The organism is Natronomonas gomsonensis (genome assembly GCF_024300825.1).
Taxonomy (GTDB): domain Archaea; phylum Halobacteriota; class Halobacteria; order Halobacteriales; family Haloarculaceae; genus Natronomonas; species Natronomonas gomsonensis.
The window spans coordinates 2,137,053-2,158,454 of sequence record NZ_CP101323.1 but is presented as its reverse complement, the minus strand read 5'-3'; the positions used below and the strand labels follow the sequence as shown (position 1 = coordinate 2,158,454).

The 21,402-nt window shown below is 66.2% G+C and carries 21 protein-coding genes; 8 read left to right on the top strand and 13 right to left on the bottom strand.

Features of this window, described 5'->3' with window-relative positions; genetic code table 11:
* Positions 1 to 21 precede the first annotated feature (21 nt).
* Positions 22 to 783, bottom strand: coding sequence for an SDR family NAD(P)-dependent oxidoreductase (locus NMP98_RS11570; RefSeq protein ID WP_254857776.1), 762 nt, complete (start codon positions 781 to 783; stop codon positions 22 to 24).
* Positions 784 to 878: 95 nt separating this feature from the next.
* Between NMP98_RS11570 and NMP98_RS11565 the strand changes: the two genes are divergently transcribed.
* A complete protein-coding gene (locus NMP98_RS11565; protein ID WP_254857774.1) occupies positions 879 to 1,700 on the top strand; it encodes a glycerophosphodiester phosphodiesterase in 822 nt (273 codons plus the stop codon).
* Here NMP98_RS11565 and NMP98_RS11560 read toward each other — a convergent pair whose 3' ends face one another.
* From NMP98_RS11560 to NMP98_RS11545, 4 genes are all read right to left on the bottom strand, one after another.
* Entirely contained in the window at positions 1,701 to 2,099 is a 399-nt protein-coding gene (locus NMP98_RS11560) for a DUF7988 family protein (RefSeq protein WP_254857772.1), read from the bottom strand.
* On the bottom strand, positions 2,096 to 2,494 hold the full coding sequence (locus NMP98_RS11555; RefSeq protein WP_254857770.1) for a DUF8159 domain-containing protein: 399 nt from the start codon (positions 2,492 to 2,494) through the stop codon (positions 2,096 to 2,098). The genes NMP98_RS11560 and NMP98_RS11555 overlap by 4 nt, the downstream gene beginning before the upstream one ends.
* Before the next feature lie 37 nt (positions 2,495 to 2,531).
* Positions 2,532 to 2,948: an acyl-CoA thioesterase gene (locus tag NMP98_RS11550; RefSeq protein WP_254857768.1), complete on the bottom strand. Its 417-nt coding sequence runs from the start codon at positions 2,946 to 2,948 to the stop codon at positions 2,532 to 2,534.
* Between the two features lie 69 nt (positions 2,949 to 3,017).
* Positions 3,018 to 4,862, bottom strand: a complete 1,845-nt coding sequence (locus NMP98_RS11545) for a PINc/VapC family ATPase (protein WP_254857767.1) — start codon at positions 4,860 to 4,862, stop codon at positions 3,018 to 3,020.
* A 98-nt stretch (positions 4,863 to 4,960) separates the two neighbouring features.
* Between NMP98_RS11545 and NMP98_RS11540 the strand changes: the two genes are divergently transcribed.
* Positions 4,961 to 5,377 carry a DUF7522 family protein gene (locus NMP98_RS11540; protein WP_254857765.1) on the top strand — a complete coding sequence of 139 codons (417 nt, stop codon included), beginning with the start codon at positions 4,961 to 4,963 and terminating at the stop codon, positions 5,375 to 5,377.
* A 378-nt stretch (positions 5,378 to 5,755) separates the two neighbouring features.
* A complete protein-coding gene (locus tag NMP98_RS11535; protein WP_254857763.1) occupies positions 5,756 to 6,490 on the top strand; it encodes a fumarylacetoacetate hydrolase family protein in 735 nt (244 codons plus the stop codon).
* Position 6,491: 1 nt separating this feature from the next.
* On the opposite strand, the gene NMP98_RS11530 is transcribed toward NMP98_RS11535, so the two are convergent.
* Complete coding sequence (locus NMP98_RS11530) at positions 6,492 to 7,031, bottom strand: carboxymuconolactone decarboxylase family protein (protein WP_254857762.1); 540 nt, start codon at positions 7,029 to 7,031, stop codon at positions 6,492 to 6,494.
* Between the two features lie 87 nt (positions 7,032 to 7,118).
* Here NMP98_RS11530 and NMP98_RS11525 point away from each other — a divergent pair, with 87 nt between their 5' ends.
* From NMP98_RS11525 to NMP98_RS11515, 3 genes are read left to right on the top strand one after another with little or no spacing between them, the layout of a single operon-like run.
* Positions 7,119 to 7,607 (top strand): redoxin domain-containing protein, encoded by a 489-nt coding sequence (locus NMP98_RS11525; RefSeq protein ID WP_254857760.1) that lies wholly within the window; start codon positions 7,119 to 7,121, stop codon positions 7,605 to 7,607.
* 47 nt (positions 7,608 to 7,654) lie between these two features.
* Positions 7,655 to 8,872 (top strand): CaiB/BaiF CoA transferase family protein, encoded by a 1,218-nt coding sequence (locus tag NMP98_RS11520; RefSeq protein ID WP_254857758.1) that lies wholly within the window; start codon positions 7,655 to 7,657, stop codon positions 8,870 to 8,872.
* A 44-nt stretch (positions 8,873 to 8,916) separates the two neighbouring features.
* The gene (locus NMP98_RS11515) at positions 8,917 to 9,870 is read left to right on the top strand and encodes a malate dehydrogenase (RefSeq protein ID WP_254857757.1); all 954 of its coding nucleotides are present in this window, start codon (positions 8,917 to 8,919) and stop codon (positions 9,868 to 9,870) included.
* Here the strand turns inward: NMP98_RS11515 and NMP98_RS11510 are convergent.
* Positions 9,867 to 10,832, bottom strand: a complete 966-nt coding sequence (locus NMP98_RS11510; RefSeq protein ID WP_254857756.1) for a quinone oxidoreductase family protein — start codon at positions 10,830 to 10,832, stop codon at positions 9,867 to 9,869. The genes NMP98_RS11515 and NMP98_RS11510 overlap by 4 nt on opposite strands.
* Before the next feature lie 45 nt (positions 10,833 to 10,877).
* On the bottom strand, positions 10,878 to 12,083 hold the full coding sequence (locus tag NMP98_RS11505) for an MFS transporter (protein ID WP_254857754.1): 1,206 nt from the start codon (positions 12,081 to 12,083) through the stop codon (positions 10,878 to 10,880).
* A 123-nt stretch (positions 12,084 to 12,206) separates the two neighbouring features.
* Between NMP98_RS11505 and NMP98_RS11500 the strand changes: the two genes are divergently transcribed.
* Complete coding sequence (locus NMP98_RS11500) at positions 12,207 to 13,637, top strand: amidase (RefSeq protein ID WP_254857751.1); 1,431 nt, start codon at positions 12,207 to 12,209, stop codon at positions 13,635 to 13,637.
* A gap of 12 nt (positions 13,638 to 13,649) precedes the next feature.
* Here NMP98_RS11500 and NMP98_RS11495 read toward each other — a convergent pair whose 3' ends face one another.
* Both NMP98_RS11495 and tcuA read right to left on the bottom strand, forming a co-directional pair.
* Complete coding sequence (locus tag NMP98_RS11495) at positions 13,650 to 14,186, bottom strand: pyridoxamine 5'-phosphate oxidase family protein (protein ID WP_254857749.1); 537 nt, start codon at positions 14,184 to 14,186, stop codon at positions 13,650 to 13,652.
* Between the two features lie 51 nt (positions 14,187 to 14,237).
* Positions 14,238 to 15,641, bottom strand: a complete 1,404-nt coding sequence (gene tcuA / locus NMP98_RS11490; protein ID WP_254857747.1) for an FAD-dependent tricarballylate dehydrogenase TcuA — start codon at positions 15,639 to 15,641, stop codon at positions 14,238 to 14,240.
* Positions 15,642 to 15,767: 126 nt separating this feature from the next.
* On the opposite strand from tcuA, the gene NMP98_RS11485 reads away from it, so the two are divergent.
* Positions 15,768 to 17,597: an FAD-binding protein gene (locus tag NMP98_RS11485; protein WP_254857745.1), complete on the top strand. Its 1,830-nt coding sequence runs from the start codon at positions 15,768 to 15,770 to the stop codon at positions 17,595 to 17,597.
* A gap of 16 nt (positions 17,598 to 17,613) precedes the next feature.
* Here the strand turns inward: NMP98_RS11485 and scpC are convergent, their stop codons facing one another.
* From scpC to NMP98_RS11470, 3 genes are all read right to left on the bottom strand, one after another.
* Positions 17,614 to 19,071 (bottom strand): succinyl-CoA:acetate CoA-transferase ScpC, encoded by a 1,458-nt coding sequence (gene scpC / locus NMP98_RS11480; RefSeq protein WP_254857744.1) that lies wholly within the window; start codon positions 19,069 to 19,071, stop codon positions 17,614 to 17,616.
* On the bottom strand, positions 19,068 to 19,625 hold the full coding sequence (locus NMP98_RS11475) for a MaoC family dehydratase (RefSeq protein ID WP_156709099.1): 558 nt from the start codon (positions 19,623 to 19,625) through the stop codon (positions 19,068 to 19,070). The genes scpC and NMP98_RS11475 overlap by 4 nt, the downstream gene beginning before the upstream one ends.
* A gap of 106 nt (positions 19,626 to 19,731) precedes the next feature.
* The gene (locus tag NMP98_RS11470; RefSeq protein WP_254857742.1) at positions 19,732 to 21,372 is read right to left on the bottom strand and encodes a thiamine pyrophosphate-binding protein; all 1,641 of its coding nucleotides are present in this window, start codon (positions 21,370 to 21,372) and stop codon (positions 19,732 to 19,734) included.
* Positions 21,373 to 21,402: the final 30 nt, after the last annotated feature.

Below are 21,402 nucleotides of genomic sequence, written 5' to 3'. Positions count from 1 at the left end.
TAATACGCTCGGCTCCGGCGATTAACTCACCGAGAAGCCACCGTCGACGACGAGCCCGTGGCCGGTGACGAAGGAGGCCTCATCGGACAGCAGGAACCTGATGGCGTCGGCGACCTCCTCGGGTTCGCCAAGCCGTTTCAGGGGGTACTGCTGGGCGGCCTGCTGTTTGGCCGCCTCGGGGTCGTCCTTCGAGTCGAAGTACTGGTCACCCAGCGGCGTCTCGATGAATCCGGGGCAGACCGCGTTACACCGGACGCCGTCGGTGCCGGCCTCGGCGGCGACCGCTCGCGTGAAGTTCAACACTGCGCCTTTGGTCAGCGAGTACACCGCCTGCTTGGGTAGCCCGAGAAATGACGCCAACGAGCCGACGTTGACGATGGCGCCCGACTCCTGTTCTTTGAGATGCGGGAGCGCCGCCTGACAGCCGTTCCAGACGCCACGGAGGTTCACGTCGACGACGTAGTCGAACATCGTATCGGTGACGTCCTCGGTGTACGCCGGCGGGTGGCCGACGCCGGCGTTGTTGACGATGCAGTCGAGGCCGTACTCCTCGACCGCCGTTTCGACGACGGCGTCGAACTCATCGGCGTCGGTCACGTCGAGGTGATGGAAGACGGCCTCGCCGCCGGCTTCCTCGATGGCTGCGACGGTCTCTTCGCCGCCATCGTCGTTGATGTCCGTCGCGACGACGAACGCACCCTCCTCTGCGACCGCCAGTGCGGTCGCCCGACCGATTCCCGAACCGGCGCCGGTAATGAACACCGTATCGTTCTCGAAGCGCATACTCGTACGATGGTAGCACTCAACATAAACCCTTGCTAACGTCTGACTGTTCGACGCCAGCGTACCTTCTTGACGACGGCGGGCGACCACCGGGTATGTCACCCGACCCGCGCGTCATCGCCCACCGGGGATTCGGCGGGGCGTTTCCCGAAAACACCGTCGGCGCCGCCGTCGCGGCGGCGACACACCCCCGCTGTGACGGCGTCGAAATCGACCTCCACGCCACCGCCGACGGCGACCCCGTCGTCTTCCACGACACCCGCCTCGGCCAGCGAAACGACGGGTCGCCGGGACTGACCGACGCCGAGGGCGTCGTCTGGGAGACGCCCACCGAGACGGTCACGAGCGCCGAAGTCCTCGACAGCGGGTGGACCGTCCCGACCTTCGATGACATGCTGGCGGCGCTCCCCGACGGCACCTCCCTAACCGTCGAGTTGAAGAACCCCGGCACGCCCAACGTCCGGCCCGGCGCACACCTCACGCCGACGGAGCTAGAGGCTGCCCGAGAACACTGGGTCCCGTTCGTCGAGCGCGTCGCCGACTCGATTGCCGAGACGGACACCGACCTCGACGTGCGGTTGGCCTCCTTCTGTGAGGCCGCCGTCGCCGTCGCGTCCGAGTACGACCACGAGACGGCGCCCATCTGTGTCGCCGCCAACGCCGAGACGACGCTGGAGTTCGCGGTCGAACACGCCTGTGATGCCGTCCACGCCGACAGTGACGCCATCGTCGGCGAGTTCCGGGGGTCGCCGCCCGCCTTCGACCTCGTGGGAGCGGGTCACAACGCTGGCCTCGAAATCGCCGGCTGGACCGCGGAGACGTGGCACGACGCCCAGCGGTTCGCCGAGGCGGGCGTCGACGCCATCACGGCCGACTACCCCTCGTTGCTGCTCGCTGCCAGCACCGAGACGGCCTGACTACCGGCCGCGGTGTTCGACGGCCAGGGCTTCCGGGAGCGTGCCAGCGCGCTCGTAGGGGTCGACAGCGAACGTCCGGAGCGTCGCGACGAGGCGGCCCTCCGAGACGGTCGCCCGCAAGACGACGCCGACCGACGTGACGACGACGTACGGTGGGTTCGGAACCGGTCGCCCGGACGGTTCGTAGCCGGCGTGTGTGAAACTCTCCGCCCACGCGTCGACGAGCGCCTCCAGTGCGTTGGCTTCCCGCAGAACGGTTCGGAACGGCGGCACGACGCGCTGTCGGTCCGTCGTCGCCCCACCGTCCCACGCTGCCGCTACCACGTCGGCACAGTCGAACACCGTCCCGAGTGTCGGGCGGTGGGCGTCGAGCAACCGGCGTCGGAGTCGGTCTGTCACTGTGCGGACTCGGCGTCGGCGTCCCACGCCGGCACCGTCGCCGGCGGGTCATCGGCCGGCTCTCGCGTCGAGAGGACGAGCGTCGAGAAGTCCGTCTCGGAGATGTTGTCGTTGTCGAGCGCTCGGAGCCACCCCGCACGGAGCTCCCACTCGCCGTGGAAGCCGCCGTCGGTGTCGAAGGCCCAGAAGTGGCAGTTCCGCGGTTCCCATCCCTCGCCGTGGGCGTCGACCACCTCGACACAGACGTTGCCGATGTCGTTCTGTACGAGTCCGTCGGCGGCCGTCTCGTACTCGACGTGGACTGTGTCGTCCTCGCGGGCGCCCCGCTCGACGTAGACGCCGAGGCTCATCAGGTTCTCCGCCAATCGGTCGACGATGTCGGGGTCCCCTGGCATACCAGGTCCTTCGTGGCGAGCGAAAAGAAGGTGCCGCCTACACCGGGTCCGGCGGGTCCTCTTGAAACGCGACGACGGCATCGCGGAACTCCTCGGGAACCCGCGTCGGCGCGCCCGACTCGTCGACGGCGACGTGGACGACGCTGCCCTCCGCCAGCACCTCGCCGTCGCGACGACACTCGTAGTCGAACTCGATGCTCGATTCGGTGATGGCGTCGACCCGAATCGCGTTCTGGAGCGTGTCGGCGAACTCCGCGGGCTTGCGGTAATCGAGGTCGACGTGGACGACGTGAACGTCCCAGTCGGCCGCTTCGAGTTCCTCGTAGGGGTAGCCCACAGCCGAGAGATACGCCGTCACCGTCTCGTCCTGGAACGTGACGTAGTTGCCGTAGAAGACGATGCCCTGTGCGTCAGTCTCCTCGAACCGAACCGTGTTCTCGAACACCTCGTGCATGCGCCGAGAGGGGTGTGGTCCGGGCTTAAAACTGTCCCAGACGGGGACGACTGGCGCCGGCGCCGGCCGTTACTGCGGGACGACCGTGATTCGGTTGCCGCGGTCGATTGCCTCCTCCAGTTCCTCGGCGATGGCCGACCCGCGGGAGACCTGAATCTCCCCGCCACGGGAGACCGTCGCGGTGAAGAGGTACTCACCGTCGGCGCGGACCTCGACGGTTTCGCCCTGGTGGCTGCCGAGCGGGATGACGACGTGGCGGTTTGTCACCTCGGGGGTGACGACTTCGCCGGCGTGGCCGGCCCCGCCTCCGCCCGCACTGGCTGACTTCCCGCCGGGTTTGTCCTCGAAGGTGCGCACGTCGATGTCGATGCCGAGGCGGTCCTCGATTTGGGAGATGCGACCGCCACCCTTGCCGATGACGTACGAGATGTCGTCGTCTTCGACCCAGACGATAGCCCCGCTCGAGCCGGTCACCTCGACTTCGACGTGGCCGCGGGCGACCGACCGAATCTCGCGTTCGATTTCCTGTTTGGCGACACGTTCGATACCGGATTCGGCCTCACCTTCCCCCGAACCGTCGAGCGGGACGGTGACGACCTGTCGGTTGAACGTGTAAATCTCGTAGGCGGGTTCGCCTGTCTCCCAGTCCTTGATGACGATGACGGGCCGGGCGAGGTCCTCCTCGACGAGGCCGTGGGGGACCTTCACTTCGGTCTTCACGTCGTAGACGGTGTGGACCTGTCCGGCCTCGATGTAGACGACGGTGTCGACGACCTGCGGAATCATCCCCAACTCGACGCGGCCGACGAGTCGCTGGAGGGCGTCGATGGCCCGCGTCGCGTGGACGACGCCTATTATGCCGACGCCGGCGAGTCGCATGTCGGCGAACGTCTCGAAGTCCGACGTTTTCCGCACCTCGTCGTAGATGGTGTAGTCCGGCCGGACCATCAGCAGCGAGTCGGCGGTGTTGGCCATCGACCCGCCCAACTCGGTGTACTGGGTGATTTCGGGGCCGACCTGCAGGTCCCGCGGTTTCTCCATCGTTTTGACGGCGAAGCCGGAGTCGTTGAGGAACTCCGCGACGGCCTGGGCGAACGTCGATTTCCCGGCACCCGGTGCCCCGGAAATGAGTACGCCACGCTGGCGTTCGGTGAACCGCTCTCGGAGGTCGTCGGCCTTGTCGTAGTCGTCTAGGTCGGTCTTGACGATGGGGCGGACCGCCGTCACCTCGATAGCGTCGGCAAATGGCGGTTGGGCCACCGCGATACGCATATCCCGGAACTGGACGATGTCCATTCCCGGATGGGACAACTCGATGAATCCATCCGAGGAGGCGCGTGCGGACTCGATGACGTCGGCGGCGTACTCCCGCATCGTCGCCTCGTCCAACACGTCGTCGCCGATTTTCTCGTACACCATCTCGCCGATGGAGCCGCGTTTCGCCATCGGCCGCACGCCGGTCTTCAGGTGGACCGACATGGTCTTTTCGTCGAGGAACTCCTCGATAGCGAGGGTGTCGACGTCCCGTTCGCGCGGTTCGACGTACTCGACGGCCAGTCCTTTCGCCTTCGCAACCTCGCTTTGGACCACGTCGCTCGTCAACAGCGTCGCGTCGTGTTCGGCCGCCAAATCGCGGATGAGGGCGTCGATTTCGCCTTCGCCGGCCTCGCGCTTTTCGACGGCGTCGGGTCGGCGGCCGACGTACTCGACGGTAACCGTTCCCTCGTCGGCGAGGTCCGCGAGTCGCTGGAGCTCTTCGAGTCCCTCCCAGCCGCTGTCGCGGCCGTCGTTGGCCTGGGCCTCCAACTCGCCGACGACCGCCTCCGCAATGTAGACTGTGCCGTCGAAGCCGCCGTCGACGCGCTCCGACACGCGGCCGTCGATGACCGCGCTCGTGTCCGGCAGAATATCCATGCCGGAACTCCGTGACCGAGGCGTATAAACGCGGTGATGGCCGCTGAAACGGACGAAGCACTTACAATCGCCTCCACCAACAGGGGGCGTGGATGGGCATGGACGACGCAACGCAACGCGACCTGAAACGGCGGTGTCGGGAAACGTTCGGGAAGGAACTCCGTCTGGCGTTCTGGTACTCCCTCGGCGCGAGCGTCGACTACGGAATCGTCCGCTTCCGCCGGGACATCCGCCAGCGGTACGCCGACGCCGACGAGGCACGCGTCGTCGCCGCCAACGTCGTCACGGACATGCGGACGAGCGAACCGGAACTGTATCACGACCAACTCCGGGAGGTGGGCGCGTTACAGTCTATGGCCCACGTCTTCGAGGAAGCCGTCGTCCTCCACGTCGGCCACGAACACACCGGCATCGTCGTCAGTTACGACGCCGACCAATCCGTCGACCTCGTCGATTTCACCCGGTTTTGCAAACAGTTGCTTCGGGAGGCGGCCGGGGATACCACCCACCACTGAGAGATAGGTCTTCACTCCGGAGGCTCGCCCGGCGACCAGCAATAGCGTTGTGCTCCGAGACAACGCCTCCGATTCGACGACCCAGTAAATATAGGAAATTTAGATATAACAAATTTATTTATCTTTGAAATATCTGAAACTCTTCTATTTAGATATATGGTATAAAAAGGCTCAAATATCTCTTTTCACTACTAAAATCAAAAATAAAGACATTAACACGGAAAATAGGCAAATTTCTCGAAATACTTTCTGGACCCCGAACACTATAGTAAGTGGTATATATCTTAAATATACAAATTCTATCATTTCTATCATCCCTGCCCCGGTGTCGATTGCCGGTACCTCAACCTTGGTTACAATCAACATGGTCGGTTGGGTATGCGGTATGTCAGATTTCGGGACCCAGCCGGTGCCGTACGCCGCGGGACGTGGACCGACGCGGACGAGATTCGATTCGGCGGCGAACGCTACACGCCCGACGAGGTAGACGTGTTGGCGCCCTCCGAGCCATCGAAACTCGTCTGTGTCGGCCTCAACTACGCGGGCCACGCCGAGGAACTCGGTAAGGAGCCGCCGGACCGGCCGCGGCTGTTCTTCAAACCGCCGAACACGGTTTCGAGTCACGGCGCTACGGTCACGCTGCCGGACGACAAGGACCGAATCGAGTACGAGGCCGAACTCGCCGTCGTCATCGGCGAACAGTGCCGGAACGTCGACGAGAGCGAGGCGATGGAGATCGTCGAAGGGTACACCTGCATGAACGACCTCTCGAATCGCGACGACCAACACGTCGAACAGAACTACGTCCGCGGGAAGGGATTCGACGGCGCCGCCCCGCTCGGTCCGGTCGTCGTGGGTCCCGACGCAGTCCCAGACGACGCTTTCGTCCGAACGCGAGTCAACGGCGAGCGGAAACAGGACGGGTCGCTGTCGGAACTCATCTTCTCCGTACCGGAACTCATCGCCGAGATTACGGCCTACATCACCCTCGAAGCCGGCGACGTGGTCTCGACGGGGACGCCGAAGGGCGTTGGACCGCTCGCTGACGGTGACGAAATCGAAGTCGAAATCGAGGGCATCGGCACGCTCCAGCACTCCGTCCGGATTCCGTAGTCTACTCCTCGTTCGGCGTCCAGCCGACGAACTCTCCCTCCAGCGGAATGTCGAGCGCATCGAGAAACCGAGCGGTCGCGAGGTAGTGCGTCGCGAGCTGTGTCGCCCCGACGATAGTCGCGTCGTCGACGTGTTCGACCAGCTCGGCGTGGGTCGCGTCGTCGACCTCGCCTTCGGCGACGCCCCGAACGTACCGGATGAGTGCCGCCCGTCGGTCGTCGAAGTGGTCGAAGTCCTCCGCCGCAATCGCCTCGATGTCCTCGTCGGGAACGCCGAGGTCACGGGCGATGGGGACGTGTTGGTTCCACTCGTATTCGGCGTCGAGCGCGCGGGCGACCGAGAGGATACACCGTTCGAGGTCGTCGCCGTCGAGGCCGCCGTCCTGCCACAGCGTCGTCCCGTAGCGCATGTACGACTGGAGCACGTCGGGGTTGTTCGCCATCGCACAGAGGAGGTTGATTTCCCCCATCGCGTCCTCGCTGAGGAGGTACTGATAGTCGTCCGGCAACTCCGCCTGTTCGAGCAGTGGCACGCGAGCCATACCGAACCGAGACGCCCATACCTAAAGAAGCCCCCGACGACGGCAGTCTACGCCAACGCTTATCACGACTCACCCGAACGACGGCGTATGGTCACTGTCGGCGAGCAGGCACCCCAGTTTACGGCTCCGAAAGCCGGTGGGGCGGCGTACGACGATATCGAACCGCTGTCGCTCTCGGAGGCGCTCGGAAACGGCCCCGTCGTGTTGGCGTTCTACCCCGCGGCGTTCACGAGCGGCTGTACCGAGGAGATGTGCACCTTCCGGGACTACTACGACGACTTTGCGGCGCTCGACGCGACGGTGTACGGCGTCAGCGTCGACCTCCCCTTTGCCCAGAACGTCTGGATTCGCGAACACGACCTCGGCTTTCCGATGCTGTCGGATTGGAACCACGACCTCGTCGACCGCTACGACGTGGCCCTCGAGAGCGGCCACGGGATGGAACTCGCCGAGCGGAGCGTGTTCGTCATCGACGGCTCTGGCGAAGTCGTCTACCGGTGGGTCCGCGACGGCGAGAACCCCGACTTCGAGACCCTCGTCGCCGACGTTCGGGCCGCGATAGACGCCGAAACGTAGCCTGCCTCCAGTAGAACTAAGCCCGAGTGCGGTCCACTCTCGGGGTAATGACGCAACGAGAAGCGTTACCGCTCTCCGATGTCTCGGTCGTCGAGTTGGGGAACATCGTCTCCGCGCCGTTCGCCAGCCTGCTGCTCGCCGATTTGGGCGCCGACGTGGTGAAAGTCGAACGCCCCGGCTCCGGCGACATCATGCGCAACGCGGGCGAAAGCGGCGAAGCCGTCGTCAACGCCTTCAACCGGAACAAACGCTCGATTGCGCTCGATTTACAGACCGACCGCGGCCGGGCGGCCTACCACGACCTCGCGGAGGCGGCCGACGTGGTCATCGAGAACCTCGGCCCCGGCGTCGCCGACCGCCTCGGCATCGGCTACGACGACCTCAGCGAGCGCAACGCCGGCCTCGTCTACCTCTCCATCAAGGGATTCCAGCCCGGCCCCTACGGCGACCGCCCCGGGATGGACATGGTCGCCGAAGCGATGTCCGGCCTCGCCGCCATGACCGGCCGCCCCGGCGACGGCCCCGTCCGCGTCGGCACCTCCATCGCCGACATCGGGTCGGCGCTGTACGGCGTCATCGGCGTCCTCACTGCCCTCCGCGAACGGGAGCGGACCGGAGAGGGCCAGTTCGTCGACGCCACCCTGTTCGAGTCGGCCGCCCAGTGGATGGGCTACTGGGCGACGTTCGCGGATATGACCGGCGACGACCACCCGCCGCTCGGCTCTTCACATCCCGCCTTCTCGCTGTACGACGTCTTCGAGACCGACGAGCAGGACCGCTGGGTCTTCGTCGGCGTCACCACCGACCGCCACTGGCCGGCGTTCTGTGAGGCCGTCGACCGACCGGACCTGCTGGCCGACGAGCGCTTCGAGACGCCCGCCTCCCGACTGGACCACAAATCGGAACTCACCGCGGCGGCCGCCGAGGAACTCGCCGACTGGAACCGCGAGGACCTCGTCGACGCGTTGCTGGAGGCGGGGATTCCGGCCGCGCCCGTCAACAAACCCTCCGAGTTGCTGGAGGACGACCACCTCCGGGAAACCGGCCTGCTCGTCGACTTCGAGGGCGACCACGGCGGCGAGCGGAAACGCCTCCGGACGGTGAAGACGCCCATTTCGGGCGACCGTATCGAAACCGAACAGCGCCTCGACGCGCCCCGACTCGGCGAACACAGCCGCGACGTGCTGGCCGAATACGGCTACGACGACGCCGACATCGATTCGCTCCTCGAAGACGGCGTCATCGAACTGCCCGAGGAGAGCTGACGCGGCACCCATCTTCAAGTAGGTGTCTCACCGCCTATCCGTATATGGACGTCCTCGTCGTCGGTGGCGGAGGGACCATCGGGTCCACCGTCGCCTACACGCTGTCCGTACGGGACCCCGAAACGACCGTCACGCTCGTCGATTCGGACGCCGACGCCGCCGAAGGCCACGCAATCGACGTTCGCCACTCGACGCGTCACGTCGCTCACGGCCTCGGCCGCCCCGACTTCGGCCCCGAGGGACCCGGCACCGTCCGCGCCGCCGCGGCGTCGCCGTCGCTCGTCGAGGCGGCCGACTGCGTCGTCGTCACCGCCAGCGCGCCGCGACCCGAGGGCGGCGATGCCCGCGGCGGCCGACTGACCTTCCTCGAACGGAACCTCGAAATCGCCGACGAAATCGCGGGATGGCTTGGAGAGGCTGCTCCGACGCCCGTCGTGGTCGTCTCCAATCCCGTCGACCGCATCACCCACCGCCTGTACCGTCGGACGGGGTGGCCCCGGCGGCACTTCCTCGGCTACTCGCTGTCTGAGACGGCCCGCATCGCCGACGAAATCGCCCGCCGAACAGACGTGCCGCCGCGAGAGGTGTACTGCCCCATCCTCGGCGAACACGGCGAACACGTCGTTCCCCTGTTCTCGCGGGCGACCGTCGGCGGCGACCCCGTCGAGTTCTCGGAAGCCGAACGCGAGGCCATCGTCGAGTACGTCCGCGACGTGCCCTACGACGTGTTGAAACTCCGCGGCGCCAGGGACTCCTCGCGGTGGGTCACCGCTCGCGGCGTCGCGACCATCGTCCGCCGACTCGACGACGGCCGCAGCGAGGCGCCGGCGTGTCTCTCGACGCCGCTGGACGGCGAGTACGGCTTCGAAGACGTCTCGCTGAGTGTGCCGGTCGAACTCGGCGACGACGGCGTCGGCGAGATACTCGAGTGGGACCTCGCTGACGAGGAGCGGGCGGCCTTCGAGGCGGCGTACCGGGCGGTCAAGACCGACCGTTAGGGCGTCACGACCAGTTTACCGACGAAACTGTCTTCGAGAATCGCGCGGTGCATCTCGTCGGCTTCGTCGAGTTCGTAGCGGTGGTGAATTCGCGGGGAGAGGTCGCCGCGGGCGACGAGCTTCAGCACCGACGACAGCGGCTCGGCAATCCGCGGCGTATCGGGCCGCGAAGCGAGGTTCGACATGTTCATCATGTGCAGCGAGAGGTTCTTTCCGCGACCCTCCCGCGTTCCCTCGAAGGGGCCGTCATCGCCGGCGTACTGGACGATGCGGCCGCCGAAGGCGGCGATGTCGATGTCGAAGCCGAGGTACTCGCCGATGCGGTGGTCGACGATTACGTCGGCCGGCCGGTCGACCGCTTCCCGGAGGTCGGGGTCGTCGTATCTGAGGACGGTGTCGGCGCCGAACTCCGTGGCGGCGGCGTCGGCCTCTTCGGAGCCGACCGTCGTTATCGTGTCGGCGCCGAGCGCCGCCGACAACTGCACCGCGAGGTGGCCGACGCCGCCGGTCCCGCCGTGGACGAAGCAGGTCTCGGCCGGCTCTAACCCGGCGTGGTCGACCAGCGCCCGCCACGCCGTCACGCCGGCGAGTGCGGCCGCGGCGCCGGCTTCGAAAGATACCTCTTCGGGCAGCGTCGCGACGATGTCGGTCGGCACTGCGACGTACTCGGCGAAGGAGCCCTGCTGGAAGCGGTCGGTGTGGAGGCCCGTACCGCACACTCGGTCGCCGACCTCGAAGGCGGTCACATCGTCGCCGACCGCTTCGACGACGCCCGCGAAGTCCGACCCCGTCGTCTTCGGGAGATGTTTCGGCCCCCACTTCCGCCGTTTGGCGTCGGTCGGGTTGATGCTGGCCGCCCGGACGGCGACCAGAACCTCGTCGGCTTTCGGCGTCGGTCGGTCGATGTCTTCGAGTTGGAGCACCGATGGCTCGCCCGCTTCGTGGTATCGAACTGCTCGCATATCTCTTGAGGCGGCCGCCGGACGCATAGGTGTTGCTCCCGTCATCTACCGGTTCGGGATGCGGAGGCTGACAAGCGAGACAACCGCCGCGACGACGGCCAACACGAGGAACCCTTCATCGAAGTACCCACGGTCGGCAAAGGCGCCGAACAGGAGGGGACTCGCCGCACCCAACCCCATGTAGACGGTTCGAATCGCGCCCAGTCCCGTCCCGCGGATGTCCCGCGGCAGCGCCGCCGTGATGTACGACAGCGTCACCGTCGCCTGCCCGAGCAGGCTGCTCAACACGGCCGTTGCAGCGACGACGGCCCAAAACGATTCGACGAACGACACGGCGACCATGCCGACGGCGGTCAGGCCCATGAGAATCGGGAGAACCCGGTTGAGGCCGATACGGTCGTAGGCGTTACCCGAAAGCGGCTGGACGAGGATGCCGACGGCGAAAAACAGCGCGAACAGCCCCGCGGCGGTCGACGGGGAGAACTCCTTGACCTCTATGAGATACGTCGGATAGAAACCGGTGAACGCCTGCCAGATGCTGTAGCCGAGGATTTGCAGGAGGCCGACCAACAGAATCGCCGGCCGGGAAATTTCCTCGGCGATGTAGCGTGCGGCGTCGACGGAGATGCTGTCGATGGCGCTTTCGTCGTCGGCCGTCCGCTCGGGGACGAACAGCCAGAGACTGACGCCCACAAGCGCGAACAGGGGGACGGCGATGCCGAAGCCGAGTTGCCACGCGACGGCGGCGGCGACGACGCCCGCGATGGCCGGCATGACGACGTTGCCAGCCTCGCCGGCCGCCATCGTCACGCCGATGGCCGACCCGTCCTTGTCGGGATATATCTCCGACAGCGCGGTGAACCGCGAGACGCCGTACAGCGCCGTCCCGAGGCCGAACAGCGTCGTCGCGCCGAACAGTATCGGCGCCGAGGTGGCCGCCGCGACGAAGGCGATGGTGACCGCCGAGATGACCGTACTGATGACGAGGATGCGCCGCTCGCCGAACTTGTCGGCGAGGATGCCGCCCGGCAGCTGTCCGACGGCGTAGGCCATCCACAGCAGGCTCAACAGGAACCCCGCGGCCGTGAGGCTCAGGCCGTAGGCGTCCCGCAGGTTCGGCAACAACACGGGGTAGGTGAGCCGGACGCCCATCGAGAGGAACCACCCGCCGGCGATGGCGACGAGCGTCCAACTCCGGCCGTCGTTCCAGACGTCCCGCACTCTCCTCTCGACCGTTTCTGTGTCTACCACGCCAGATGACTCCGTCCTACATGTTTCCGGAGTCGGGTGATTATAACTCCTGAGGGGGAGTATTTTGCCGATACTTTCTCGGGCGCCCGAGGGTTTATCGCCCTCTGTGTCGGTTGCTACCGCATGGACGCCGAGCAACGCCTCGAAACGCTCATCGACGAGTTCGGTCTCTCGGCCGACGAGGAGACGAAAGCCGCGGTGCTGCGCTACGCCGAGGAGTTGGTGTCGTACACGGACCGATGGGACCGCTCGCGGGCGGTCGAACCACGGGGCCACTGGGCCGACGACGAGTACAACGCTCTCCTCGACGTCTACGACGAACCGCGGCGACGACGCGCCGACGGCCCCCTGTCGGGGCTGTCGTTCGTCCTCAAGGACAACATCGCCGCCGAGGGACTGCGAATGACCTGTGGCTCGGAGGCCTTCGAGCCCGTTTCGACCGTCGACGCGACCGTCGTCGACCGCCTACTCGAAGCCGGGGGGACGCTCCTCGGGAAGGCCAACATGGACGCCTTCGCCTTCGGCCCCGGCGGCCTGTGGAGCGAGCGCGGCCGGGTACGGAACCCGATCGACACAGAGCGGATTCCGGGCGGTACCTCCAGCGGTTGTGGCGTCGCTGTCGCCGCCGGGTTTGCCGACGCCGCACTCGGCTCGGATACGGGCGGGAGCATCCGGTCGCCGGCGGCCTGCTGTGGCGTCGTCGGCATCAAGCCGACTCACGGACTCGTTTCCCGGTACGGCTTCGTCGAGAATGTCCCCTCAGCCGACACTATCGGCCCGCTGGCCCGCGACGTGGAAACTGCTGCCCGCGTCCTCGAAGCGATTCGCGGACCCGACGTTCGGGACCCGACAACGAGCGCCGTCGAACTGCCGCCGCTGGACCGCGACATCGAGGAGTTCGATGCGCTCCGAATTGGCGTTCTCGACCCCGCTCCGCACGGCGTCTCCGAGGCCATCGTCGACGCCATCGACGACCTCGCGGCCGACCTCGGCGCCGAACCCGACGTGTCCGTCGGGTCGGTCGACCTCGCAATGGAGGACATCGAGGAGGCGTACTCGGTCATCTCCGGGGCGGAGTTCGCGTGGCTGCTCCGGCAGTCCTTCGCCCAGCGCGGCGGCGTGCCGACCGCCCCGGAGATGGCCGGCCGCATCGACGGCTCACTGTTCACCGACCACGTCGCCGAACGCCTGCTCCCGGGGGCCTATCTGGACGCCGCAACCGACGGGCGGGCCTACGCGCTCGCCCAACAGCAGGTCGTCGCGTTCAAGCGCACCCTCGCCGAGCGCTTCGAGCGCTTCGACGCCCTGCTCACGCCGACGCTGCGGACGCTGCCGCCGAAACCGGACCAACTGCGGAACTCCGAAGGCGGCTTCAAATACACCATCGCAAAGCAGTTCAGCCTCGCGGGGATTCCGGCGGTGTCGGTCCCCTTTGCCGAACGAGAGGGGCTGCCGGTGAGCGCCCAACTGCTCGCCCCGCAGTTCGAAGACCGGACGGCTATCGTGGCCGCACGACTCGTCGAGCGCCTCGGCGAGTGGTCTCACGACTCGTGAGGGCGACACCTTTCAGTCGCCGTCGGGCGCCGCCGCGCCCATATCCTCGGGCAGGCCGTACCTGAACGGCATCCCCTCGGGCGCGTCCTCCTCGGCCAACCGCGAGGCGTCGAGTTTCCGGTTGTCCCACGTGACGGTGTGGACCGGCTCGATGTCGAACCATATCCAGCCGTCGCGTTTGGCGTACACCTTCTTGACCACGTCGGGAATCTCGCCGTCGTAGAAGCGCTCGACCCACGCGCCTTCCAGTTTCGACCGCTTCTTGGCGTCGGTGACGACCGTCGCGTAACCGTGGACGAAGACGCCCCGAAGCGAGGTGTAGGTCTCGCCGTCGTCAAGCGTGAGGCCGACCCGGTTGTCGTGGAAGACGTTCTTGCTCTTGCGTTGGCTCGGGTGGGTGAGCACGTAGAAGTGGCCGTCGTCCAGTCGGGCAAAGCCCACCGGCGCGACGTGTGGCCAGCCGTTTTCGGAAACCGTCGCCAGATACAGCGTTCGCTGGTCGTCGAGAAACGCCTCCAACTCCTCGTCGCCCATGTTCATCCCTCGCATACCAAATCCTGTGTAGCGGTCGTACAAAGAGGTATCCGTAAGTAGCGGGGCCTACTTGCTGACGAACTCGGCCGCGTTCTCGCCGGCGATTTTCCCGAACACCGCGGCGTTCGTCAGCCCCGTTCCGCCGGGGTAGTTGTTGTAGAAGAGGCCGCCGGTGGCGTTGCCCGCGGCGAACAGCCCCGGAATGACCGTATCCGTCGTGTCGAGCACCTCCGCTTCCGGCGTGATGCCGACGCCGCCGAAGGCGAAGGTCATCCCGCCGGTGACGGGGTAGCCGGTGTACGGCGGATCGTCCAAGGGGAGCGCCCAGTTGGACTTCGGCGGCGTCACGTCGGTCGCCTCGTTGCCGTCGAGGCTGTTCGCTTCGTATCGCTCGAAGGCGTCGTCTTCGCAGGCTTCGTTGTACGCCTCGACGGTCTCGACGGCGCGGTCGACGTCCTCGATGCCGAGGCGGTTCGCGAGCACCTCGATGGAGTCGGCGGTCATCGACCGCGAGGGGCCCATATGCGCCACGTCGTCGACGACTTTCGAGTCGACGATGATGAATGCCTCGTGGTAGGGCTGTTCGAAGATGCGGCGGCCGAACTTCGCGTAGGTGTGGGCGCGGGCGTCCTCGCCCTCGTCGACGAACCGCTCGCCGTCGTGGTTGACGATGAGGCCGTACTGGTAGCCGTCGATGCGGGTGATGCCGCCCTCAACGTCCGGCGACCCGGCGTCGATGAGCGCCATGTGGGCGTCGCCCCACTCGCCGTCGGATTTCGCGCCGACGTCCATCGCGGCCTCGATGGCCTCGCCGGTGTTGTACCGGCTGCCGCGGACCTTCATGTTGCCGTAGCCGGGGCCGTAATACCGGGTCCGTTTCTCCTTGCTGGAGCCGTAATCGCCCGCAGCGAGGACGACGGCGTCGCCCTCGAAGCGGACGCGGGAACCCTCGAGGAACCCTTCGACGCCGGTGACGGTGCCATCGTCCTCGCGGACGAGGTCCTGTGCTTCCGCGCGATAGTAGATGTCGGCTCCCTCCGATTCGAGGATGTCGACCAGTTCCGTCACCATGTCGGCACCGTGGAGCCAGACGCGCCCGGCGGTGTACCCCGAGTGTGGCGCCTGATACTCCCACTCGAGTCCCTTGTGGGTCAGCCACTCGAAGGTCTCTGCGGCCTCCCGAGTCACCGTCTTCGCGAGGTCCTCGTCGGCGCGGTAGTTGGTGACCTTCATGATATCGGAGTAGAAGTCCGAGGCCGTGTAATCGGGAACGTTGAACTCGACGTCGAGGTCGATGTCGGCCGTCGGGATGCGGAACGATTCGGTGAACTGCGTGTGTCCGCCGCGGTGCTCTTTCGGTGCCTTCTCCAGTATCGCCACGTCGGTGTCTTCCTCGGCGAGACGGAGGCCGGCGGCGAGACCGGCGATACCACAGCCGACCACGACCACGTCGTACTCTTTGTGCTGCATGGGCTAGTGACTCTACTTCCAACTCCACGAGATACCATAAGGAGATTACTATCGCGGTCGGTGTCTCCCCTACTCGCCGGCGGGCGGACCGTACGTTAAAGACGTGTGGTTGCCAAGGAACCACACATGATTTCCCACGACGTGGTCGTCGTCGGCGGCGGCGGCGCCGGTCTTCGTGCGGCCATCGCGGCCCACGAGGCCGGCGCGGACGTCGCAATCGTCTCGAAGTTACACCCCGTACGTTCTCATACTGGCGCGGCAGAGGGTGGTATCAACGTCTCGCTACACGACGACGACTCGGACGAACTGCACGCCTACGACACGATGAAGGGGTCGGACTATCTCGGTGACGCCCCCGCAATCGAGACGCTGGCCCGCGACACGCCCGAGGAGGTCATCCAACTCGAACACTGGGGGATGACCTTCTCGCGGGACGACGACGGCGGCATCGCCCAGCGGTATCTCGCCGGCCACTCCGCGCCACGAACCACCTACGCCGGCGCCGAGACCGGCCACCACCTCCTGCATACGATGTACGAGCAGGTCGTCAAACGCGGCATCGAGGTGTACGAGGAGCACTACGTCTTGGAGTTGGCCGTCAGCGGCGAGGCCGACCCCGACGACCGCGAGTGTCACGGCGCCGTCGCCTACGACATCAAATCCGGCGACATCGAGGGATTTCACGCCCGAAACGGCGTCATCCTCGCGACGGGCGGCCTCGGGCAGGTGTACAACCACACGACGAACGCCGTCGCCAACACCGGCGACGGCCCCGCGATGGCCTACCGCGCCGGCGTGCCGCTGGAAGACATGGAGTTCATCCAGTTCCATCCGACGACGCTGCCCTCGACCGGCGTCCTCATCTCCGAGGGCGTCCGCGGGGAGGGGGGAATCCTCTACAACAGCGAGGGCGAGCGGTTCATGTTCGAGTACGGCTACGCGAGCAATGCCGGCGAACTCGCCTCCCGTGACGTGGTTTCGCGGGCCGAACTCCTCGAAGTACAGGGCGGTCGCGGTATCGACGACGAGTACGTCCACCTCGATATGCGCCATCTCGGCGAGGAGCGCATCAACGACCGCCTCGAGAACATCGTCCACCTCGCGAAGGACTTCGAGGGCGTCGACCCCATCGAGGAACCGATGCCGGTCAAACCCGGCCAGCACTTCGCGATGGGCGGCATCGAAACCGACGAGAACGGCCAGACGTGTATCGACGGCCTCTACGCCGCCGGCGAGTGCGCCTGCGTCTCCGTCCACGGCTCGAACCGACTGGGTGGCAACGCCCTCCCCGAACTCATCGTCTTCGGTGCCCGTGCGGGCCGCCACGCCGCCTCGGGTGACCGCAGCCCGGCGGAGATTCCCACTGGTGCCGACGCCCGGACGGAAAGCGGCACCATCGACGCCGCGGTCCCGCTCGGTCAACCGGAGGGCGCAAGCGTCGCGACCGACGGCAGCGCCGACGCCGCCGAGTCGCCCGAGGTGGTTCTTGAACGCGCCGTCTCGACCGCCCGAAGCCGCGTCGAGGAGTTACTCGAACGCGACGGCACCAACCACGCCGAAATCCGAGCGGACCTACAGGACGCGATGGAGGAACACGTCAACGTCTTCCGGAACCGCGAGGGGCTCCTCGAGACGCTGGAGACGATTCGGGAGTGTCGCGAGCGATACGAGAACGTCGCCGTCGCCGACCCCTCGCGGACGTTCAACACCGACCTCATCCACACCATCGAGACGCGCAACCTCATCGACGTTGCCGAGACGATTACGCTCGGCGCGCTCGTCCGCGAGGAGTTCCGCGGCGCCCACTGGCGACAGGAACATCAGGCACGCGACGACGAGGCGTGGCTCAAACACACGCTGATTTCTTGGAACGACGGCTCTCCTGAGTTGTACTTCAGCGACGTGCTGTTGGACGGGGACATCCAGACGTACGAACCGAAAGTTCGGAGTTATTGAGAAACGCGCCCGGTTATCAGTTCGGCCACTCGACGGCGCGCTTGAGGTCATGCGGAATGTGACCCCCCTGTTCTTTCGCCGCCTCGAAGTACTCCCACAGCGCCGGCTTGAACGAGGGGTGTGCGCAGTTCTCGATGATTTCCTCGGCGCGTTCGACCGGCGAGGTGCCCCGGAGGTCGGCGACGCCCTGTTCGGTGACGATGACGTCGAGGTCGTGTTCGGTGTGGTCGACGTGGAAGGCCATCGGGACGATTCGGGATATCTCGCCGCCCTTCAGCGTCGACGGGAGCGCACACACCGACACCAGCGAGTTGCGGTTGAAGTCGCCCGACCCGCCGACGCCGTTGATGGCTTTCGACCCGCGGACGTGCGTCGAGTTGGCGTGGCCGTAGATGTCGACCTCGATGGCGCTGTTGACGCCGACGACGCCGAACTGGTTGATGAGGCGAGCGTCGTTGGACACGTCGGTCGGCCGCAACACGATGTCTTCAGCGTAGCCCTCGACATCCTCGAACAGTCGCTGTTGGCCCTCCTCGGTGAGCGCGAGCGTCGTCGCGCTGGCACACTCCAACCGACCCGCATCGAGCATATCGAGGAGGCCGTCCTGAATCACCTCACCGAAGTAAACCACGTCCCGGCCGGCAAAATCGAGGTCGATGAGTTCGCCCATCAGCGCATTGCCGAGGCTGCCGACGCCGAACTGGAGGTACAGTTCTTCCTCGAAGACGGGCGTTCGCTCCATCTCCTCGGCGAGGAACGACCCGAAGTTCCGGGCGATGGCCCGGTCGTCGTCGGTGGGGTCACGGAACGTGTACGTCGAATCCGGTCGGTCGGTCTCGACGACGGCGAGGAGTTTCTCGGGGTCGAAGCGGACCTTTGCGTCGCCGATGCGGCCGTCCGGCTCCGACAGCGGAATCGGCTCCCGGTTCGGCGGCGCGTCGGGGCGGTACACGTCGTGAACCGCCTGCAGTTCCAGCGGTTGGTTGTGGTTGACTTCGACGATGAGTTTCTCGGCCGCATCGACGAAGGCGGGCGTCTGGCCGATGGAGGTGGAGGGAATCAGCCAGTCCTCGCCGACGGCGACGGCCTCGACGATGGCCACGTCGGGGTCGACCAACCCGCCGTACTGCACTTCGTCGCCCAGCGAGGAGACGTTGCGGTCGCTGAATGCGATTTCGTTGTTGTTGACTTTCTCTCGTGCTTCCGGCGTCGATTGATACGGATACCGGCGAGCGATGGCGTCGGCTTCCACCAGAGCAGTGTCGATTTCCTCGCCGACGCTGCCGCCGCTGACGACGGTGAGTTCGAGGTCACGTCCGGAGTCGGCCAGCGCCAGTGGCAGGGCTTTCGGGTAGCCGACGCTCCCGAACCCGCTGACGAGGACGACCGCGTCGTCGGCGACGCGGTCGGCGGCGTCGTCGGCCTCGGCCATCGGTAACTCGCCCGCGTAGCGCTCGGTGACTCGGTCGCTCATTCGAGGTCCTCCGGTTGGGTGCCGATGCCCTCCGGCCAGCCGGTCGGTTGGGCCGCCGTTGGCTGGGCGTGCTCGCGTTTCAGTACCATCGGCGTCCGCTCTAAGGACAACACCAACTCGTCGTCCTGATTGTACGCACGGAGTTCGGTCGTGACGATGCCGACGTGGTCCCGTGAGGACGACTCGCGTTTCTCGGTCACCTCGCTTTCGACGAAGATGGTGTCGCCGTGGAAGACGGGGCCGTGGTGTCGCACCGCATCGTAGCCGAGGTTGGCGGTGGCGTTTGCGCTCACGTCGATGACGCTCATCCCGACGGCGAGGGCGATGACGAACGTCCCGTTGACGAGGCGCTCGCCGAACTCCGTCTCGGCGGCGTAGGCCTCGTTGAAATGCATCGGGTTGGTGTTCATCGTCACGTTCGTAAACCACACGTCATCGGTTTCGGTGACCGTCCGTCCGTAGGGATGTTTGTAGATGTCGCCGACCGAGAAGTCCTCGTAGTAGCGTCCTTCCCAGCCCTGTACCAGTCGTCGTTGTGTCTCTTGTTCAGCCATGGGTTGTCGTGTGCGTCTCCGTCGCCGCGTGCCGCATCGCGGTCGTCGCGTGTTCCGTCACGGTTGTCGGTGTGTGCTTCCGCCGAATCGTAAATAAACGTGCGGGTCAGTACGGGGGGAATCCCGGCCGCGACACTTCGGGAATCGTCCGTGCGTCGAGTACCAGTGGCACCTCCGGGTCGGAGTCGAGGAACTCCTCGACGACATCGAGGTCCTCCGGTGAGCGGACGACCGCGCCTTCGGCGCCGAACCCCTCGGCGATTTGCACGAAGTCGGCGCTGTCGTACGTACTCGCGGTCTCTCGTTCGTAAATCATGTTCTGGCGGTGTCGGATGATGCCGTAACTCCGGTCGTTGAGTATCGCGACGATGACCGGCAGACCCAGTCGGACGCCGGTCTCTATCTCCTGTATCACCTGCAGCAGCGCGCCGTCGCCGGTGTAACAGACGACCGTCTTCTCGGGGGCGGTCGCCTGTGCGCCCAGGGCGGCCGGCAGGGAGTAGCCCATCGTCCCGAAGTTGCCGTTGACGAGCATCGTCCCGTCCTCGCCGATGTCGTGGAAGACCGCGGGGAAGCCGGTGTTGTTGCCCGAATCGACGGTCACGATGGCGTCATCGGGGACGCGCTCGGAGAGTTCGACGGTGAACTCGCCGGGGTCGATCTCGTCGGGGCGCTGCTCGAAGCCGTCGTCCCACGGGAACGGCGCCTCGGCGATGGTCTCTTCGACCGCCGTCGCCCGGTCGGGGTTCGCCTTGATGCGGTCGGTCAGCGCCTCGACCGCTCGGCGGGCGTCGGCAACCATCCCGACGGCCGGAAGCTGGTGGGTCGCTATCGACTCCTCGTTCGTGTCGATTTGAATCACGTCGGCGTCGGCGTACAACTCGCCGTAGCGGGTCGTCTTCCCCGAGAGTCGTGCGCCGACGACGACTGCCACGTCGGCGTCCCACAGGAGTTCGTCGTTGGCCGGCGACATGAACGTCCCCGAGATGCCCGACACGAAGGGGTGAGACTCCGACAGGACGCCGCGGCCGAAGTACGTCGTCGCGATTGGCGCGCCGACTTTCTCGGCGAACCCCGCCAGCGCGTCGCCGGCGTTCGAGCGCATCGCGCCGCCGCCCGCCAACACGACGGGGTGGTCGGCCTCGGCGAGCAGTTCGACGGCCTCGTCCAGTCGGTCTGCGTCGGGTGCGATACGCTGGCGTGGGCGGGGGACTGGCGTGTACGTCGCTTCGGGGGCGGGCGCTTCCTGTACGTCGGTCGGCACCTCGACGATGACGGGCCCGCTTCGAGTCCGGGCGCGGTCGAAGGCTCTCGAAAGCACCTCCGGAATCGTCTCGGCGGTCTCGATGCGCGTCTGATACGTCGAAATCGGCTTCGAGAACGCGGGGTGGTCGAGATACTGCAGCGAGGTCTCCCGGCCGGCGATACCGGTGTCTCCCACGAGGACGACGATGGGAACGTTGTCACGGTCGGCGGCGGCGATGCCCGTCGCGCCGTTCGTGAGGCCGGGGCCGTGAGTGAGCGTACACACCGCGACGCCGTGGCGGGTTCGGGCGTGACCGTCGGCCATCGAGACGGCGGCCTGCTCGTGGCGGGCCTGCTTGAACGTGAGGTCGCTCTCGTTGAGGCTGTCGATGAGGTGGGCGTTACCCTCGCCGATGATGCCGAACACCGAATCGACGCCCTCCGCCGAAACGGCGTCGAGGACGTAGCTACTGCCGGTGGCTTCCGGGCCGGATTCTACCATACCACCCCCGAAGTGACGTGTCCCCGTTAT

What these genes read in the sequence shown, in the direction of transcription:
- NMP98_RS11570 (WP_254857776.1), bottom strand. Translation starts at nt 783, where the DNA reads ATGCGCTTCGAGAACGATACGGTGTTCATTACCGGCGCCGGTTCGGGA.
- NMP98_RS11565 (WP_254857774.1), top strand. Translation starts at nt 879, where the DNA reads ATGTCACCCGACCCGCGCGTCATCGCCCACCGGGGATTCGGCGGGGCG.
- NMP98_RS11555 (WP_254857770.1), bottom strand. Translation starts at nt 2,494, where the DNA reads ATGCCAGGGGACCCCGACATCGTCGACCGATTGGCGGAGAACCTGATG.
- NMP98_RS11550 (WP_254857768.1), bottom strand. Translation starts at nt 2,948, where the DNA reads ATGCACGAGGTGTTCGAGAACACGGTTCGGTTCGAGGAGACTGACGCA.
- NMP98_RS11545 (WP_254857767.1), bottom strand. Translation starts at nt 4,862, where the DNA reads ATGGATATTCTGCCGGACACGAGCGCGGTCATCGACGGCCGCGTGTCG.
- NMP98_RS11540 (WP_254857765.1), top strand. Translation starts at nt 4,961, where the DNA reads ATGGACGACGCAACGCAACGCGACCTGAAACGGCGGTGTCGGGAAACG.
- NMP98_RS11535 (WP_254857763.1), top strand. Translation starts at nt 5,756, where the DNA reads ATGCGGTATGTCAGATTTCGGGACCCAGCCGGTGCCGTACGCCGCGGG.
- NMP98_RS11530 (WP_254857762.1), bottom strand. Translation starts at nt 7,031, where the DNA reads ATGGCTCGCGTGCCACTGCTCGAACAGGCGGAGTTGCCGGACGACTAT.
- NMP98_RS11525 (WP_254857760.1), top strand. Translation starts at nt 7,119, where the DNA reads ATGGTCACTGTCGGCGAGCAGGCACCCCAGTTTACGGCTCCGAAAGCC.
- NMP98_RS11520 (WP_254857758.1), top strand. Translation starts at nt 7,655, where the DNA reads ATGACGCAACGAGAAGCGTTACCGCTCTCCGATGTCTCGGTCGTCGAG.
- NMP98_RS11515 (WP_254857757.1), top strand. Translation starts at nt 8,917, where the DNA reads ATGGACGTCCTCGTCGTCGGTGGCGGAGGGACCATCGGGTCCACCGTC.
- NMP98_RS11510 (WP_254857756.1), bottom strand. Translation starts at nt 10,832, where the DNA reads ATGCGAGCAGTTCGATACCACGAAGCGGGCGAGCCATCGGTGCTCCAA.
- NMP98_RS11500 (WP_254857751.1), top strand. Translation starts at nt 12,207, where the DNA reads ATGGACGCCGAGCAACGCCTCGAAACGCTCATCGACGAGTTCGGTCTC.
- NMP98_RS11495 (WP_254857749.1), bottom strand. Translation starts at nt 14,186, where the DNA reads ATGCGAGGGATGAACATGGGCGACGAGGAGTTGGAGGCGTTTCTCGAC.
- tcuA (WP_254857747.1), bottom strand. Translation starts at nt 15,641, where the DNA reads ATGCAGCACAAAGAGTACGACGTGGTCGTGGTCGGCTGTGGTATCGCC.
- NMP98_RS11485 (WP_254857745.1), top strand. Translation starts at nt 15,768, where the DNA reads ATGATTTCCCACGACGTGGTCGTCGTCGGCGGCGGCGGCGCCGGTCTT.
- scpC (WP_254857744.1), bottom strand. Translation starts at nt 19,071, where the DNA reads ATGAGCGACCGAGTCACCGAGCGCTACGCGGGCGAGTTACCGATGGCC.
- NMP98_RS11475 (WP_156709099.1), bottom strand. Translation starts at nt 19,625, where the DNA reads ATGGCTGAACAAGAGACACAACGACGACTGGTACAGGGCTGGGAAGGA.
- NMP98_RS11470 (WP_254857742.1), bottom strand. Translation starts at nt 21,372, where the DNA reads ATGGTAGAATCCGGCCCGGAAGCCACCGGCAGTAGCTACGTCCTCGAC.